The organism is Nonomuraea sp. 3-1Str (assembly GCF_031570565.1).
In the GTDB taxonomy this organism is placed as follows: Bacteria; Actinomycetota; Actinomycetes; order Streptosporangiales; family Streptosporangiaceae; genus Nonomuraea.
Genome location: NZ_JALHBK010000001.1, coordinates 247,343 through 260,827, shown reverse-complemented (window position 1 = coordinate 260,827; position 13,485 = coordinate 247,343). Strand labels below are relative to the sequence as shown.

At 70.7% G+C, this 13,485-nt stretch carries 17 protein-coding genes; 9 read left to right on the top strand and 8 right to left on the bottom strand.

The window, feature by feature from the left end; genetic code table 11:
• The first annotated feature begins 63 nt into the window (after window positions 1-63).
• The gene (locus tag MTP10_RS01450) at window positions 64-471 is read left to right on the top strand and encodes a YciI family protein (RefSeq protein ID WP_310707092.1); all 408 of its coding nucleotides are present in this window, start codon (window positions 64-66) and stop codon (window positions 469-471) included.
• Window positions 472-477: 6 nt separating this feature from the next.
• A complete protein-coding gene (locus MTP10_RS01445; protein WP_310707091.1) occupies window positions 478-1,623 on the top strand; it encodes a DUF6596 domain-containing protein in 1,146 nt (381 codons plus the stop codon).
• Between the two features lie 53 nt (window positions 1,624-1,676).
• Here the strand turns inward: MTP10_RS01445 and MTP10_RS01440 are convergent, their stop codons facing one another.
• The 4 genes from MTP10_RS01440 to MTP10_RS01425 form a co-directional block, all read right to left on the bottom strand.
• Entirely contained in the window at window positions 1,677-2,255 is a 579-nt protein-coding gene (locus MTP10_RS01440) for a dihydrofolate reductase family protein (protein WP_310707090.1), read from the bottom strand.
• Window positions 2,256-2,337: 82 nt separating this feature from the next.
• Window positions 2,338-2,823: an SRPBCC domain-containing protein gene (locus MTP10_RS01435; protein ID WP_310707089.1), complete on the bottom strand. Its 486-nt coding sequence runs from the start codon at window positions 2,821-2,823 to the stop codon at window positions 2,338-2,340.
• A gap of 133 nt (window positions 2,824-2,956) precedes the next feature.
• On the bottom strand, window positions 2,957-3,364 hold the full coding sequence (locus tag MTP10_RS01430; protein WP_310707088.1) for a DUF6069 family protein: 408 nt from the start codon (window positions 3,362-3,364) through the stop codon (window positions 2,957-2,959).
• A gap of 212 nt (window positions 3,365-3,576) precedes the next feature.
• On the bottom strand, window positions 3,577-4,434 hold the full coding sequence (locus MTP10_RS01425) for a helix-turn-helix transcriptional regulator (RefSeq protein WP_310707087.1): 858 nt from the start codon (window positions 4,432-4,434) through the stop codon (window positions 3,577-3,579).
• Between the two features lie 86 nt (window positions 4,435-4,520).
• On the opposite strand from MTP10_RS01425, the gene MTP10_RS01420 reads away from it, so the two are divergent.
• The 3 genes from MTP10_RS01420 (at window position 4,521) to MTP10_RS01410 (ending at window position 6,736) form a co-directional block, all read left to right on the top strand.
• Window positions 4,521-5,303: an SDR family oxidoreductase gene (locus MTP10_RS01420; protein ID WP_310707086.1), complete on the top strand. Its 783-nt coding sequence runs from the start codon at window positions 4,521-4,523 to the stop codon at window positions 5,301-5,303.
• Between the two features lie 92 nt (window positions 5,304-5,395).
• Window positions 5,396-6,121, top strand: coding sequence for a LuxR C-terminal-related transcriptional regulator (locus MTP10_RS01415; RefSeq protein WP_310707085.1), 726 nt, complete (start codon window positions 5,396-5,398; stop codon window positions 6,119-6,121).
• 69 nt (window positions 6,122-6,190) lie between these two features.
• Window positions 6,191-6,736: a hypothetical protein gene (locus tag MTP10_RS01410; protein WP_310707084.1), complete on the top strand. Its 546-nt coding sequence runs from the start codon at window positions 6,191-6,193 to the stop codon at window positions 6,734-6,736.
• Between the two features lie 149 nt (window positions 6,737-6,885).
• Here the strand turns inward: MTP10_RS01410 and MTP10_RS01405 are convergent, their stop codons facing one another.
• Window positions 6,886-7,152, bottom strand: coding sequence for a MerR family transcriptional regulator (locus MTP10_RS01405; RefSeq protein ID WP_310707522.1), 267 nt, complete (start codon window positions 7,150-7,152; stop codon window positions 6,886-6,888).
• Between the two features lie 680 nt (window positions 7,153-7,832).
• Here MTP10_RS01405 and MTP10_RS01400 point away from each other — a divergent pair.
• Window positions 7,833-8,630 carry a class I SAM-dependent methyltransferase gene (locus MTP10_RS01400; RefSeq protein ID WP_310707083.1) on the top strand — a complete coding sequence of 266 codons (798 nt, stop codon included), beginning with the start codon at window positions 7,833-7,835 and terminating at the stop codon, window positions 8,628-8,630.
• A gap of 49 nt (window positions 8,631-8,679) precedes the next feature.
• Here the strand turns inward: MTP10_RS01400 and MTP10_RS01395 are convergent, their stop codons facing one another.
• Window positions 8,680-9,228 carry an EamA family transporter gene (locus MTP10_RS01395; RefSeq protein ID WP_310707082.1) on the bottom strand — a complete coding sequence of 183 codons (549 nt, stop codon included), beginning with the start codon at window positions 9,226-9,228 and terminating at the stop codon, window positions 8,680-8,682.
• Between the two features lie 399 nt (window positions 9,229-9,627).
• Here MTP10_RS01395 and MTP10_RS01390 point away from each other — a divergent pair, with 399 nt between their 5' ends.
• Window positions 9,628-10,233 (top strand): XRE family transcriptional regulator, encoded by a 606-nt coding sequence (locus MTP10_RS01390; protein ID WP_310707081.1) that lies wholly within the window; start codon window positions 9,628-9,630, stop codon window positions 10,231-10,233.
• Between the two features lie 64 nt (window positions 10,234-10,297).
• Here MTP10_RS01390 and MTP10_RS01385 read toward each other — a convergent pair whose 3' ends face one another.
• Window positions 10,298-11,122 carry an SDR family oxidoreductase gene (locus MTP10_RS01385; protein ID WP_310707080.1) on the bottom strand — a complete coding sequence of 275 codons (825 nt, stop codon included), beginning with the start codon at window positions 11,120-11,122 and terminating at the stop codon, window positions 10,298-10,300.
• 79 nt (window positions 11,123-11,201) lie between these two features.
• Window positions 11,202-11,828: a TetR/AcrR family transcriptional regulator C-terminal domain-containing protein gene (locus MTP10_RS01380; RefSeq protein WP_310707079.1), complete on the bottom strand. Its 627-nt coding sequence runs from the start codon at window positions 11,826-11,828 to the stop codon at window positions 11,202-11,204.
• Window positions 11,829-11,941: 113 nt separating this feature from the next.
• On the opposite strand from MTP10_RS01380, the gene MTP10_RS01375 reads away from it, so the two are divergent.
• On the top strand, window positions 11,942-13,156 hold the full coding sequence (locus MTP10_RS01375; RefSeq protein ID WP_310707078.1) for a cytochrome P450: 1,215 nt from the start codon (window positions 11,942-11,944) through the stop codon (window positions 13,154-13,156).
• Window positions 13,157-13,182: 26 nt separating this feature from the next.
• Window positions 13,183-13,383 (top strand): ferredoxin, encoded by a 201-nt coding sequence (locus MTP10_RS01370; RefSeq protein WP_310707077.1) that lies wholly within the window; start codon window positions 13,183-13,185, stop codon window positions 13,381-13,383.
• Window positions 13,384-13,485: the final 102 nt, after the last annotated feature.

Below are 13,485 nucleotides of genomic sequence, written 5' to 3'. Positions count from 1 at the left end.
GCGCGACTCCGTCCCCGCAGTGAACACCGGCCACAATGGCCGTACCGCTCAAGGGAGAACACGATGGCCAAGTACCTGTTCCTCAAGCACTACCGGGGCGCGCCGGCAGCGGTCAACGACGTGCCGATGGACCAGTGGACGCCGGAGGAGGTCACGGCCCACGTGCAGTACATGCGGGACTTCGCCGCCCGGCTCGAGAGCACCGGTGAGTTCGTGGACAGCCAGGCGCTCTCCCCGGAGGGCACGTTCGTCCGCTACGACGGCGAGGGGCGTCCGCCGGTCACCGACGGCCCGTTCGCGGAGACCAAGGACCTGATCGCCGGCTGGATGATGATCGACGTCGAGAGCTACGAGCGGGCGCTCGAACTGGCCGCGGAGCTGTCCGCGGCCCCGGGCGCGGGTGGCAGGCCGATCCACGAGTGGCTCGAGGTGCGCCCGTTCCTGTCCGAGCCCCCGACCATCACGGAGTGACGAACGGTGGACGAGTCCCTGCTGCGGACGCTCACCCCCACGGTGATCAGCGTCCTCGTCCGTCGCGGAGCCGACTTCGCGGCGGCCGAGGACGCCGTGCAGGACGCCCTGATCGAGGCCGTACGCGTGTGGCGGGACGACCCGCCGCGCGACCCCAAGGGCTGGATGGTCACCGTGGCGTGGCGCAAGTTCCTCGACGCGGCCCGCGCCGACACCTCCCGGCGGCACCGCGAGGTGCTCGTCGAGGCCGAGCCCGTACCCGGCCAGGGCCAGATGGCGGACGACACGCTCCAGCTGTACTTCCTGTGCGCGCACCCGTCCCTGACCCCGGCCTCGGCCGTCGCTCTGACGCTGCGCGCGGTCGGCGGCCTGACCACGCGTCAGATCGCGCAGGCCTACCTCGTGCCGGAGGCGACCATGGCCCAGCGCATCAGCCGGGCCAAGCGGACCGTCTCCTCCATCCGGTTCGACCAGCCCGGTGACGTGGCCACGGTGCTGCGCGTTCTCTACCTCGTCTTCAACGAGGGGTACTCCGGCGACGTCGACCTCGCCGCCGAGGCGATCCGGCTCACCCGCCAGCTCGCGGCCAGGACCAGGCACGAGGAGGTGGCGGGGCTGCTCGCGCTCATGCTGCTCCACCACGCGCGGCGGCCGGCACGCACGGCTCCCGGCGGCAGGCTCGTCCCTCTCGCCGAGCAGGACCGCAGCCTGTGGGACACCCGCCTGATCGCCGAGGGCGTGGACGTGCTGCAGGCCGCCCTCGCCCGCGACCGGCTGGGTGAGTTCCAGGCCCAGGCCGCCATCGCCGCGCTGCACGCAGACGCCCGCGCGGCCGAGGAGACCGACTGGGTGCAGATCGTCGAGTGGTACGACGAGCTGGTCCGCCTCACCGGCAACCCGGTGGCCCGCCTCAACCGGGCCGTCGCGGTCGGTGAGGCCGACGGCCCGCGGGCCGGCCTGGCCGCCCTGGCGGAGCTGGACCCGTCCCTGCCCCGCCACACCGCGGTCTCGGCGTACCTGCACGAGCGCGATGGTGACCTGGTGACCGCGGCACGGCTCTACGCCGAAGCCGCCCAATCAGCGCCGAACCTCCCCGAACGCGACCACCTCACCCGGCAGGCCGCCCGCCTCAACGCGAAACTCCGGGGTTGAGCGGTCCCCTCAAGGTCTGAACGTCGGTCCAGGACACCCGCGCATGGACGGAATCAGACATGCAGAGTGGGCCGGTACGTCAGCTCCTGGGTGTGGCCGTCGAGCGTCCGGCTCTCGATCAGCTCGAGGTCGAAGTCGGCCCCACCCTGGAAGATCGGGTCCGCTCCGGTCCGACCGGTGATCACAGGGAAGAGCGTCACCTGGACACGGTCCACCAGACCGGCGGCCATCAGCGCCCGGTTCAGCGACAGGCTGCCGTGCGAGCGCAACGGCACCTCGGACTCCTCCTTGAGCCGGGCGACGATGTCGACGGCGTCGCCGCTCACGACGGTCGCGTCCGGCCAGTCGAGCGGTCCTCGCAGCGTGGTCGACACCACCGTTGCCGGCAGATTCCTCATCCGGGTGACCCATGGGTCACGAGCCTCGGACTCCTCGGTGCTCGAGGCCAGCATCTGCGCGTGTGCCCGATACGTGTTGGCTCCGAAGACCATCCGCTGCTCCTTGTCGTACAAGGCGAGGCGGTGGTCGAGCAGCTCGGGGCCTTGCTTGCCCCAGTAGCCGCCCCAGTCGCCGCTGTGGGCGCCGAAGCCGTCGAGGCTGGTGAAGACGTCGAAGGTGTAGGTAGCGGCCATGCTGCTCTCCTCGAACGCGGTTGATCGGGTGTGGACACGGACTGCGAACCACGGCGAAAGGATGGTCGTCTGGTCGACGACATCACCCGCCGGAGACGAGCTCGGCGAGGTGGTGCAGCGAGTTGGCCAGATGCTCGGGGCCGAACGGCGGGAACCGGATGTACTCCCGGCGGAACTGGGGCACCGCCGACCAGTCGTAGGTGAGGGTGACCTCAGTCTCGGACGGACCGAGCGGCGTAAGGTCGTAACGCCAGATCCAGCCGCCGAGCTCCAGCTGACCGTCGTCCTTCTCGTACCCGGCGAGCCAGCCGATGGCGCGCGGCGGGTCGAGCACCACGACCTGGTTGGCCGTCCTGTAGTCACCGTCCGGGTGCTTGGCGTAGTGCATGTCCATCCGGAAGATCTGCCCCACCTCGGTCAGCGGCGCCCGGTCGGCGGCTTCCTGAACCCAGCCGGTGCCATCGATCGCCGCATGGGTCGTCGGGTCCGCCAGCACCGCGAACACCTTCGCGGCGGGCACGGCGACGGTCAGTGTGGCGCTCACGTTCTCCTGGTCCACGGTGTGCACGCTCCTTGTCGTCCCATCTCCGGTCTTCCGCCCCGGGCGCGTCCGTCGCGTCCGCGGGACGGTTCGTTCGGGTCCGTCCGTCATCGTGGTCGTGCCGTTGGGTACTGCTTCACGGCGAACTGCTCGAAAAGGATCAGGCGGACAGGCGGCGGGCGACGGCCGGGATCACGATCGCGGCGGCGACCACGTGCGTCAGCATCAGCAGCGCCTTCGTGGCCGCGGACGCGTCCGCGAGCACATCGGGCACCAGCGACAACGCGGCGAGCACGATCGTGATGCGGACGAACGCCGCGCGCGGGCGGCGGGCCGAGCGGGCCAGCACCAGGGCCAGTACCAGGCCCACCACGGAGAAGACGACGGTCAGCAGGGCGAATCCGGAGACCGGGATCGGCACGCCGCCGACAGCGAGGCTGATCCCGGCGAAGTCACCCGCCGCGGCGACGGCCGCGGTCGCCGCGGCGGCGACGGCCGCGGCGGCCAGGCCGCCGATGATCAGCGGCTTAGCGGGAGCGGTGGTGGTGACGGTGGTGTGGACGGACATCGTGGGCCTCCCTTGTGTGGCGACCGGCCGTTGCCGGTCTCTCACCTTGGCTACGAACGCGCTCGACGCCATCCGACACCACCACCGGAAAAAAAATCAGAAGACGCCACGAAGGAGGGACCGACCCCACCAGTGACGAACACACCACGGCGTCGAACTCGAACGAACAGCCGGTGCCGATCACGCCGATCGCGCGCGTTCCCGCCCCTCCGTCAGAGTGACCTGCTCGCCTTGATGTACTCGGTTCCAAGGACGGGCAGGAGAGCCAGGGCGTCGGCGCCAGGGGATCCCGGCGGTGCGCTGTAGAGGACGAGGCGCTGGTCGCGGTCGGTGAGCGTGAGCGAGTCGCAGTCGACGGTGATCTCCCCGACGACCGGGTGACGGAACGTCTTCGTCAGCGTCGGCGCGGCGTGCACGTCGTGCCGCTCCCAGAGGCGGGCGAAGTCGGGGCTGGCGTCGCGGAGCTCGTCGACGAGTTCGGTCACCGCGGGGTCGGACGGGTACCGGGCGAGGGTGGACCGGAGCCCCATGACGACGTGGTGCCGGAACTCCGCGGCGTCGGAGATGCCGTACGGCGTCGCATCGGCACGTGCCGAAGTGAGGAATGCCCGGCGCGCGAGATTGCGGTCCTTGGGCGCGAGCTCGGCGAAGTCCTCCATGAGCGCGGCGGCGAGGTCGTTCCACGCGAGCACCTCGAACACGGCCGACGTGACGATGGCGGCCGTCTGCGGCAGCCGTTCGAGGAGCGCGAGGATGCTCGGGCGGACGTCGCGCCGATGCAGCCCGGTACGGCTCGGCGCCGTACCGGCGAGGACGTGGAGGTGATCGGACTCGGCGTCCGTGAGCCGCAGCGCGCCGGCGATCCCGGCGAGGACCTCGCCCGACGGTCGCGGCGCCCTGCCCTGCTCAAGCCGGACGTAGTACTCCGTGGAGATGTGCGCGAGGACCGCCACCTCCTCACGGCGAAGCCCCGGGGTCCGGCGTCGCGGGCCCGCGGGCAGGCCCACGTCCTGCGGCCGGAGCCGCTCGCGACGGCTGCGGAGGAACGCCCCGAGTTCCTGTTTGTCCATATCGCAAGTGTGCACGCTGTGCGGCGACAGATCCTGGTACTGCCTGTGCCTGCATCCGGTCCGGTGGCCGACCCGACACTGTCGTCATGACGAACAACATCGACATCGCACCCATCGGCCTGCTCACCGGCAAGGTGGTGTTCATCACCGGCGCCAGCCGCGGCATCGGGGCGGCCGCGGCCCGGCTCTTCGCCCGCGAGGGTGCCGCCGTCGTGCTCGCCGCCCGTAGCACCGACGCCCTGCAGCGGATCGTCACCGAGATCCGCGCCGAGGGCGGCGCCGCCGACGCCGTCACCCTGGACCTGGCCGACCGTGCGAGCATCCGCGCGGCGGTCGACCGCGTCGAGGAGCTGCACGGACGGCTCGACGGCGCGTTCAACAACGGCGCGGTGATCCAGCACCCCGGCCCGCTCGACACCACGAGCGACGAGGACGTCGACGAGCAGTTCGCGGTGAACTTCCGGGCGCACTGGACCGCCATGACCGCCGAGGCCGCACTCATGCGACGGAACGGTGGCGGGGCGATCGTCAACACCTCGAGCATCGGCAGCCGCCGCGCGAACCCCGCCCTACCCGCATACGGCGCCATGAAGCGTGCGCTCAACAGCATCACCGAGACCGCCGCGGTGAGCTGGGCTCGTGATGGCATCCGGGTCAACGGCATCACCCCCGGCGGCACCGCCACGGAGATGATCGACGCGTGGGAGGCGGCGACCCCCGGCATCGTCGAGCACGTGAAGGGATCGATCCCGCTCGGACGGATGGCCGAGCCCCGCGAAGTCGCCGAGGTGGCGGCGTGGCTGCTCAGCGACCGGGCATCGATGGTGACCGGCGCGATCGTGCCGGTGGACGGCGGCGCCGGCGCCTGAAACCTGCCGGCCGCTCTCGCCACCACGCCCGCGCCCGTAGCAGTGCATCGGTCAGAATGTTGGCGGTGAGCGAGAGGACATGAGGGAGGCACGTGGACGACAGCGGGTCGTTGAACCAGCTCATGAATCGCCTGGAAGGGGTGGTGGGCGAGCTACGAGGAATTCCCGTCGACGTCGAGCGGGTCGATGACGATGCGCTCGTCCGGCAGCGGATCGCGGAGGTGGTCCCGGCGGCCGGCGAGCTGCGGGCCATGCACCCTTGGGGCGCGATGGACAAGGGCTCTGACGAGCACAAGAGCAGGCGCGCGGTACTCGACGCGCTGGAGCGTGGCATGAGGATGCGCACGATCATCCACATGAGCGTGATGGACGACCCGCGCAAGGCAGCCCGGATCAGGCAGTTGCATGCCTCCGGCGACCTGCACCGGATCGTCGACGAGCCGATTCAGCAGGTGCTCATCTTCGACCGCGCCGTGGCGTTCCTGCGGATGACGCCCTTCGCGTACGCGCCGGGCACTCTGGTGATCAGGCAGCAGAGTCTCCTCACCGCCCTCATCGACCTGTTCGAGCGGACCTGGGACAGGGCCAGGGAGGTCGACGAACCCACGCACCGGCTGAGTGCCCGCGAGCGGGAGGTGCTCGCTCTGATCGCGGAGGGGCGCTCCAACAGCGCCGTCGCGCGCGCCCTCTCGATCACAGAGGCGGCCGTCGGCAAGCACGTGGCCAGCGTGTTCGCCAAGCTCGAGCTGCCCGAGACCCCTGACGACAACCGGCGGGTGCTGGCGGTGCTCGCTTACCTGCGCGGCACAGTGAGGTAGGGCCAAGCCGACCATGTTCTCGCCCCAGCCCCCCTGCGGGCGCAATCCGGGGCGCACTTCAATGACGTCATGCAACGAATGAATGGATTACTGGTCGGCGCGGTCTTCGGCGCGGTCTTCGTCATCGTGAACGCGCAGAGTCCGCTGAACACCGTGACCGTCAACCTGCTGCGGGCAGCCGCCTGCCTGGCGGCCGCGAGCGTCATCGGCATGTGGTTCGTCTCCGCCCGGAGAGAGCCGTCCACCGCGGGGCGGCAGCGGAACATGTTCAGCCGCGGCTACCTGATCGTCGTCGCCGCCGAGGCGATCCTGCTCTTCGGCGGGCTCCGGATGCTGGCCGCCCTGGGACGACCTGAGCAGGCCAACGTGGGATGGGTGGCCTTGGTGGTGGGGGTGCATTTCATCGCGTTGGCGCCGATCTGGAAGGACTGGAGCATCGCCGTACCCGGCGTGGTTCTCACCTTGCTCGGCGCCGTGGGTCTGGTACTGGCGTCGACGGACGCCGTCGCCTGGGTGTCGTTCGTCAGCGGCGTGTTGTCCGGGGTGGTGCTGCTGACCGGGGCCGTCGCCTTCGGCTGGCGCGCTGTGGCGACTCGGGCAGCACAGGCGTCATGAGCGCGGCCGCGACCTCCTGACGCGACGCCTCGGCCGGTGAAGGAGCACGGCGGGACAGCGAGCAACGGTGAGAGTTCGTCGTCGCGCGCTGTCGCAGGCGTCGGCCGGGGTGTCGTGGGCGCCGGCCGGGCGGACCGCGCCGGGTGTGGTCAGTTGGGTACTGTGTGGCGTTGGCGAAGTTCTTCGTTGATGCGCAGGGCCTCGGCGAGCTGGTCTTCCAAGATGATGATGCGGCAGGCCGCCTCCAGGGCGGTGCCGGCATCGACGAGTTCGCGGGCGCGGGCGGCCAGGCGCAGCTGGTAGCGGGAGAAGCGGCGATGGCCGCCCTCCGAGCGCAGCGGCTCGATCAGCTTGGCGGCGCCGAGACTGCGCAGGAACGCCGGGGTGACACCGAGAATCTCGGCGGCCCGGCCCATGCTGTAGGCAGGGTAGTCCTCGTCGTCGAGCCGGAGCTCGGGACTGTCACCTGAGGCGCCGACCGGCTCGTCGCTCTGGCGGGGCCGGTCTCGCCTGAAGGTGGTGGCCAATGCCTGGTGGGTTCGATCCATTCAACCTCCCGAACGCGGACAGGGGCCCCGGCGCCATGCTGCGCCGGGGCCCGAATGAGGTTTAACACCATCCACCGGCTTTGAGGCCGGTTCACTTGCTCCGCATCTGCCGGCCCGTCGGGGCGGGATGCGGGGATCGCGTAAGCGTGACCGTAGACCACCGTCCTGTTCGTGGAGCTGCGGTACCCGTGCGGCGCCTTGCGGCCGGCGACGGGCGATCCTGATGGCGTTCAACACTCCTTTCCGTTTTTATTCGTACGTCGGCACCTCGACAGCTGTGCCGACTTCGTGCAATGGCAGCGCGTCCACCGCCCCGGCCCTTCCTGCAACCGCACTGGCCGCGGCAGTCCGACCTTCTGCCTACTTCTCACTTCCAGCTTGCAGTCCACGTTCGTCCGGGCAGTTCGTCGTCGTGCTCGTACTGCGCTGCCCTCGTGGATCCGTCCCTTGCGATGTCAGAAACTCTACCCCCACCCAACGCGGATGTCTACAGCGACGGATGCAGATTTTCTTACTCGCGAAGGCGAGAACGCTGCCAGGCTTGGCGTATGTCCCGCGATCTTCGGCTGCGAGCCACCTTCGACCAAGCGGCTGCCTTCTATCAGGACGCGCGCCCCGACTACCCGGGGGAGCTGTACTCCGACCTCCTGGCAGCCACGGGGGTCACGCCGGCCGCGCACCTGCTCGAAGTCGGATGCGGTCCAGGGAAGGCCACGCTGCCCCTGGCCCGGATGGGCTTCCGGATCACCGGGGTCGAACTCGGCGGCGCCCTGGCGGCGGAGGCGCGGCACCGACTCGCTGGATTCGCCGGCGTCTCCGTGATCACGTCGTCGTTCGAAGACTGGCAACCGCCGGCCGGGGTCCGCTTCGATCTCCTCTACGCGGCTACGGCGTGGAAATGGGTGGACCCGGAGGTCAAGTACGCGAAAGCGGCCGCCCTTCTCGCCCGGGGCGGCCACCTGGCCGTATGGAACGCCGACCACGCCTTCCCGGCAGGCTTCGATCCCTTCTTCGCGGAAATCCAGGAGGTCTATGAGGAGATCGGCGAAGGCCATGGCGACCCGTGGCCCCCGCCTCTGCCCGAGGACCAGCCAGATCCCATGGCCACCGAGTTCGAGGCCTCCGGGCACTTCACGGTGGTGGGGACGAGGCTCTACGTATGGGCCTTGCGCTACACGGCGGGCGAGTACATCGCCCTGCTCGATACCTTCTCCGGCCACATCGCCATGGAGCGGGCCAAGCGCGAACACCTCTACCAGGAGATACGCCGCCGCCTCGCCGCACGCTCGGACGGAACGCTCACCCGCCACTGGTCGGCCGTCCTCACCGTCGGCCGACGCCTGTGACCTTGGGGTAAGGGGTGCGGCCGGTGCTCAGGGGCCGGCCGCGGGTGGTTCAGGTCAGGGCGAGGAGGGTGACGGCGACGGCGGCGGCGCCCAGGCCGGCAAGCTGGCCGCGGCCGATGCGTTCGGCGAGCACGCCGCGGGCGAGCAGGACCGTGCCGGCCGGGTAGAGGGCGACGATCACGGCGACGACGGCGAGGTCCCCGCTGCGGGCGGCGAGCAGGAACAGCAAATTCGCAACGGAGTCCAGCACACCCGCGGTCGCTGACATCGCGTACGCGGGCCGCTCGGAGCCCAGCCTGCGGTGCATCAGCCCGGCCGCGGTCAGGGTGACAGCCGAGGCGACCGCCCGGCCCACGATCAGCGGAGCCACCCCGCTGTCCGGCGGCGCCTGGTGCAGAAAGACGAGCTGAAGGGCGATGGCGGCGCCCGCGCCGAACGCCAGCAGCAGCGCAGTCCGTGAGGGGCGCGTCGAGCCCGCGCCGTGACCGGCGCTGACCAGCACCACCGCCGCCAGTGCGAGCGGCAGGCCCACCAGTCCGGTGGCGGACAGGTGCTCGCCCTGGAGCAGACCCACGCCGACGGGCAGCACGGCCGACACCAGCGCTCACCGGCGACAGCACGTTCATCGGACCGATCGCCAGAGTGCGGTAGAGCAGGGCGAACGCGGCGGCCGAGGCGACCCCCGAGGCGGCGCCCCAGCCGAGGGCCGCAGGGCTGAACGAGGCGCCGAGGGCCGGCCACAGCAGCAGCTCGACCACGAGGCTGGCCGGGGCGGCGATCATCACGGTGCGCAGCACATGAGCCTTGCGGGCGCCCAGGCCGCCGAGGAAGTCGGCGCATCCGTATGCGAGGGAGCTGCCCAGGGCGAGCAGGAGAGCGAACACAACAGACCTCACCATCAATGGAACGACCACAGAGTACAATCAATCGACCGGTAACTGCCAATCGAACGACCGCACGGTGCATCGAAATGGTCCATTGCGAGGATGGTGATCAGATGGCCGAGACGGCCGCAGCCCTGCGGACGGTCGCGCACAACGTCAGGGCGGCGCGCACCCGCGCGGGCCTGTCCCTGGAGGAGCTCAGCCGGCGCGCCCAGGTCAGCAAGGGAGCTCTGGTCGCGCTGGAGAAGGCCCAGGGCAACCCCAACCTGGCCACCCTGGTCCGGCTGGCCGACACCCTCGGCATCTCGGTGTCCGCCCTGATGCAGGGGCCGTCCGAAGGTCGCGTCCGCGTCGTGACCGCCGAGGCCGTGGCGCCACTGTGGACCGGCGAGCGGGGCAGCGAGGCCCGGCTCATGCTGACGACCTCAGGGCCGGCCCCGGTCGAGGTCTGGCGCTGGAGACTGGAACCGGGCGAGGAGTACCCCAGCCAGCCCCACCACGCCGGAGTCGTGGAGACCGTCAGCGTCATCTCCGGCCGGATGACCCTGGTCGTCGACGGCACCGAGCACACCGTCGAAGCCGGGCAGACCGCCACGTTCGACGGCGACGCCTCGCACACCTACCGTGGCTCGGGCACCGAGACCTGCACTTTGATCATGACCGTCCATCTGCCGCCCGGCCCCGGCGCGGGCCCGCCGGAAGCCGCCCGCCGGGCGTGAACCGCCGGCCACCGAGTGGAAGGCAGTCCGCCGGCGGGCCCCACGCGGGCCCGCCGGCGGCCGTTCAGGCGGTGTCGCCGCCGTCGGCGAGCAGCGTGCTGCCGGTCATGAAGGCCGACAGGTCCGACGCGCAGAACAGCACGACGCGCGCGATGTCGTCAGGAACGCCGACCCGGCCGACGGGACCGTTCAGCATGAGGTCGGTCGGGGGGACGTCGGTCGGCGGGGCGTCGTCGCCCAGCGCGGCCGCGGCCGCCATCATGTTGCCTTCCGTGGGGACATAACTCGGTGCGACGCCCAGCACGCGGATGCCGAGCGGAGCGAGTTCGAGGGCCAGCTCCCGGGTGAGACCGCGGGCGGCGTGCTTGGATCCGACGTAGGCGGCCAGGCCGGGGGCGCTGCCGCGGAAGCCGGCGGTCGAGATGATGTTCACGATGACACCGCCCGTGCCCCCGGCCGACATGCGCCGTGCCGCCTCACGAGCGCCCAAGAAGACGCCGCGCGCGTTCACGGCGAACACGTTGTCCCACGTCTCCTCGGTCATCTCCAGCACGGGGACGGCCGGGAAGACGCCGGCGTTGTTCACCCAGATGTCCAGGCCGCCGAGCTCGGCGAGCGCGCGGGCGGCCGCCGACGCCACGGACGCCGCGTCGGTGACGTCCATGGCGGCGCGGACCGCGCGCACGCCGTGCTGTTCCGCGATCTGCTTGGCGGCGGTCACGGCGAGCGCTTCGTCGATGTCGCCGATCAGGATGTCGGCTCCCGCCTCGGCCAGGCGCGAGGCGATGGCCTTGCCGAGCCCGCGACCGCCTCCGGTCACGACCGCACGCCGCCCGCGCAGGGAGACGAGCTCGGCCAGGGATTTGCCGGACACATCGGCAATGGACATGAATGGTCTCCTTCAGGGTGAAAGGGGATGGCGCCGGCCCTGGACCGGTGTGAACCGCGCCTCGACTACCTGACGCGCCTCATCGCGCGCTGTCCTCGTCGCGCGTGTCGATGCGGTAGTACCCCTGCAGCAGGGGCCAGGTCATCTCGGCGATCTCGGTCGGGGTCCGGGAGCACCCGGCCTGGAGCCAGTCGATCGCCACGCCGATGAGGGCGCCGGCGGTGAACGAGGCCGTGACGTCATGCGGGATGCGCCGCAGCGGCTCGCCGGTGCCGGTGTGGACCAGGTGTTCACGGATGACGTCGGCGATCCGGCGGCGCGTGTGCTCGACGACGCGCGCGCTGCCCAGCGGCCCCAGGAGCGCGCGATACAGCCCGGCGTGCGCGGAGAGGCTGGCGAAGAACGCCGCCAGCGACCGGGTCGCCTCCTGCGCCAGGTCGGCCGAGTCGAAGGCGGGAGCGGGCAAGGACTCGATCAGGCCGTCGATCATCGCGGTGCAGGCGTCCTCGGCCAGCTCGTGCACGTCCCGGTAATGGGCGTAGAAGGCGGAGCGGCTCACCCCGGCGCCCTCCGCGACGTCGGAGACGCTGATCCGGGCGAGGTCCTGCTCCTCGACCAGCTCGATCAGCGCGCGCGCCAGGGCTGAGCGGGTGCGGCGCACGCGCCGGTCACCCGACGGGGTATTGCTCGCTCTGGTGCCGGCCATGCCTCCCAGCATACCGAACGACGACAGATGTAAGTTATCTTGCAGTTGTAGGCGAATGTGCCTGCCGGTGGCGAGACCCTTCCCCTTCACGATCGTTCACGAGGAGACGCCGAATGAGTGTCAATGAGCAGGTCCTGAGCTACCCGATCCCCGCCGACGCGGCACTGGAGCCGCCCGCGGAATGGGCCGAGCTGCGCGGCACGTGTCCGGTGGCTCACGTGAAGCTGCCCAGCGGTGACCAGGCGGCGCTGCTGACCCGCTACGACGACGTCAAGCAGGTGCTCGCCGATCCGCGCTTCAGCCGCCTGCTGAACGCGCCTGACGCCGCCCGGCTGTCGGCCACCGACGACGGCGGGCTGTTCAACAGCGAGATGGCGACGATCATCCCCGACGGCGGGGAGGAGCACCAGCACTGGCGGCGCCTGGTCGGCAAGTGGTTCACCGCCAAGCGCATGAACGCCCTGCGCCCCGTGATGACCCGGATCGCCGAGAACCTCATCGACGACATGGTCGAGAGCGGCGCCCCCGGCGACCTCAAGGCGTCCTTGGGCTTCCCGCTGCCGGTGTACGTCATCTGCGACATGCTCGGCGTTCCCGCCAGTGATCGGGACCGGTTCTCGTACTGGTCGGACACGCTGCTCAACCTCACCCGGTACGACAAGGCCGAGATCGAGGCCGCCCAGGCCGAGTTCTTCCAGTACATGTCCGACCTTCTGGCCGCCAAGCGCGCCGAGCCGGGCGAGGACCTGCTGAGCGAGCTGATCGCGGCCGGCGGCCCCGAGGACGGCGGCCTGTCGGACATCCAGATCCTGGTCACCGGCATGGCCCTGCTGGTCGCCGGGCACGAGACCACCGCCAACATGATCGGCAAGATGATCTCCATGCTGCTGGCCGACCGCAGCCGGTGGGAGGCGCTGCTGGCCGACCCGTCGCTGATCCGCACCACGGTGGAGGAGAGCCTGCGCATGGACGCCAACTCCGGCTTCGGCCTGCCGCGGTACCTCAAGGAGGAGACCGAGGTCAGCGGCACGGTCCTGCCCAAGGGCACCACCGTGATCTGCAGCATGGCCGCGGCCAACCGCGACGAGAGCGCCTTCGAGGCCGCCGACCGGATGGACCTGACCCGCAGCCCCAACCCGCACCTGTCGTTCGGCTCCGGCGCGCACTCCTGCCTGGGCCAGGCGCTGGCCCGCACCGAGCTGCAGGTCGTCCTGGAGGTGCTGCTGCGCAAGCTTCCGTCGCTGGAGCTGGCCGTGCCCGTCGAGGAGCTGGAGCGGGTGGAGGGGCTGGCCGTCGGCGGCCTGCGTACCGTCCCGGTCCGCTGGTGACCTGGATCGAGAAGGAGGAATCCCGGATGAAAGTCACTGTGGACGAGGCCAGATGCTGCGGCGCCGGCCAGTGCGTGCTGATCGCGCCGGAGGTGTTCGACCAGCGCGACGACGACGGCATCGTCATCCTGCTGGCGTCCGAGCCCGGCGCTGATCAGCACACCCAGGTCCGCGAGGCCGCCGCCGTCTGCCCCGGCGCCGCCATCCAGGTGATCGACCAGGCCTGACCATCAGCCGTCCGTGCCCCGCGCGGGACGTGGGCGGCTGAGGGTTCGACCCGGCGGGCGGACGATGCCATTCCCGGGCGCCGACCGTACGCGACCTTGACC

Coding starts and splice junctions, on each gene's coding strand:
- MTP10_RS01450 (WP_310707092.1), top strand. CDS start 64: ATGGCCAAGTACCTGTTCCTCAAGCACTACCGGGGCGCGCCGGCAGCG.
- MTP10_RS01440 (WP_310707090.1), bottom strand. CDS start 2,255: ATGGCCGCTACCTACACCTTCGACGTCTTCACCAGCCTCGACGGCTTC.
- MTP10_RS01430 (WP_310707088.1), bottom strand. CDS start 3,364: ATGTCCGTCCACACCACCGTCACCACCACCGCTCCCGCTAAGCCGCTG.
- MTP10_RS01425 (WP_310707087.1), bottom strand. CDS start 4,434: ATGGACAAACAGGAACTCGGGGCGTTCCTCCGCAGCCGTCGCGAGCGG.
- MTP10_RS01420 (WP_310707086.1), top strand. CDS start 4,521: ATGACGAACAACATCGACATCGCACCCATCGGCCTGCTCACCGGCAAG.
- MTP10_RS01410 (WP_310707084.1), top strand. CDS start 6,191: ATGCAACGAATGAATGGATTACTGGTCGGCGCGGTCTTCGGCGCGGTC.
- MTP10_RS01405 (WP_310707522.1), bottom strand. CDS start 7,152: ATGGGCCGGGCCGCCGAGATTCTCGGTGTCACCCCGGCGTTCCTGCGC.
- MTP10_RS01400 (WP_310707083.1), top strand. CDS start 7,833: ATGTCCCGCGATCTTCGGCTGCGAGCCACCTTCGACCAAGCGGCTGCC.
- MTP10_RS01390 (WP_310707081.1), top strand. CDS start 9,628: ATGGCCGAGACGGCCGCAGCCCTGCGGACGGTCGCGCACAACGTCAGG.
- MTP10_RS01385 (WP_310707080.1), bottom strand. CDS start 11,122: ATGTCCATTGCCGATGTGTCCGGCAAATCCCTGGCCGAGCTCGTCTCC.
- MTP10_RS01380 (WP_310707079.1), bottom strand. CDS start 11,828: ATGGCCGGCACCAGAGCGAGCAATACCCCGTCGGGTGACCGGCGCGTG.
- MTP10_RS01375 (WP_310707078.1), top strand. CDS start 11,942: ATGAGTGTCAATGAGCAGGTCCTGAGCTACCCGATCCCCGCCGACGCG.
- MTP10_RS01370 (WP_310707077.1), top strand. CDS start 13,183: ATGAAAGTCACTGTGGACGAGGCCAGATGCTGCGGCGCCGGCCAGTGC.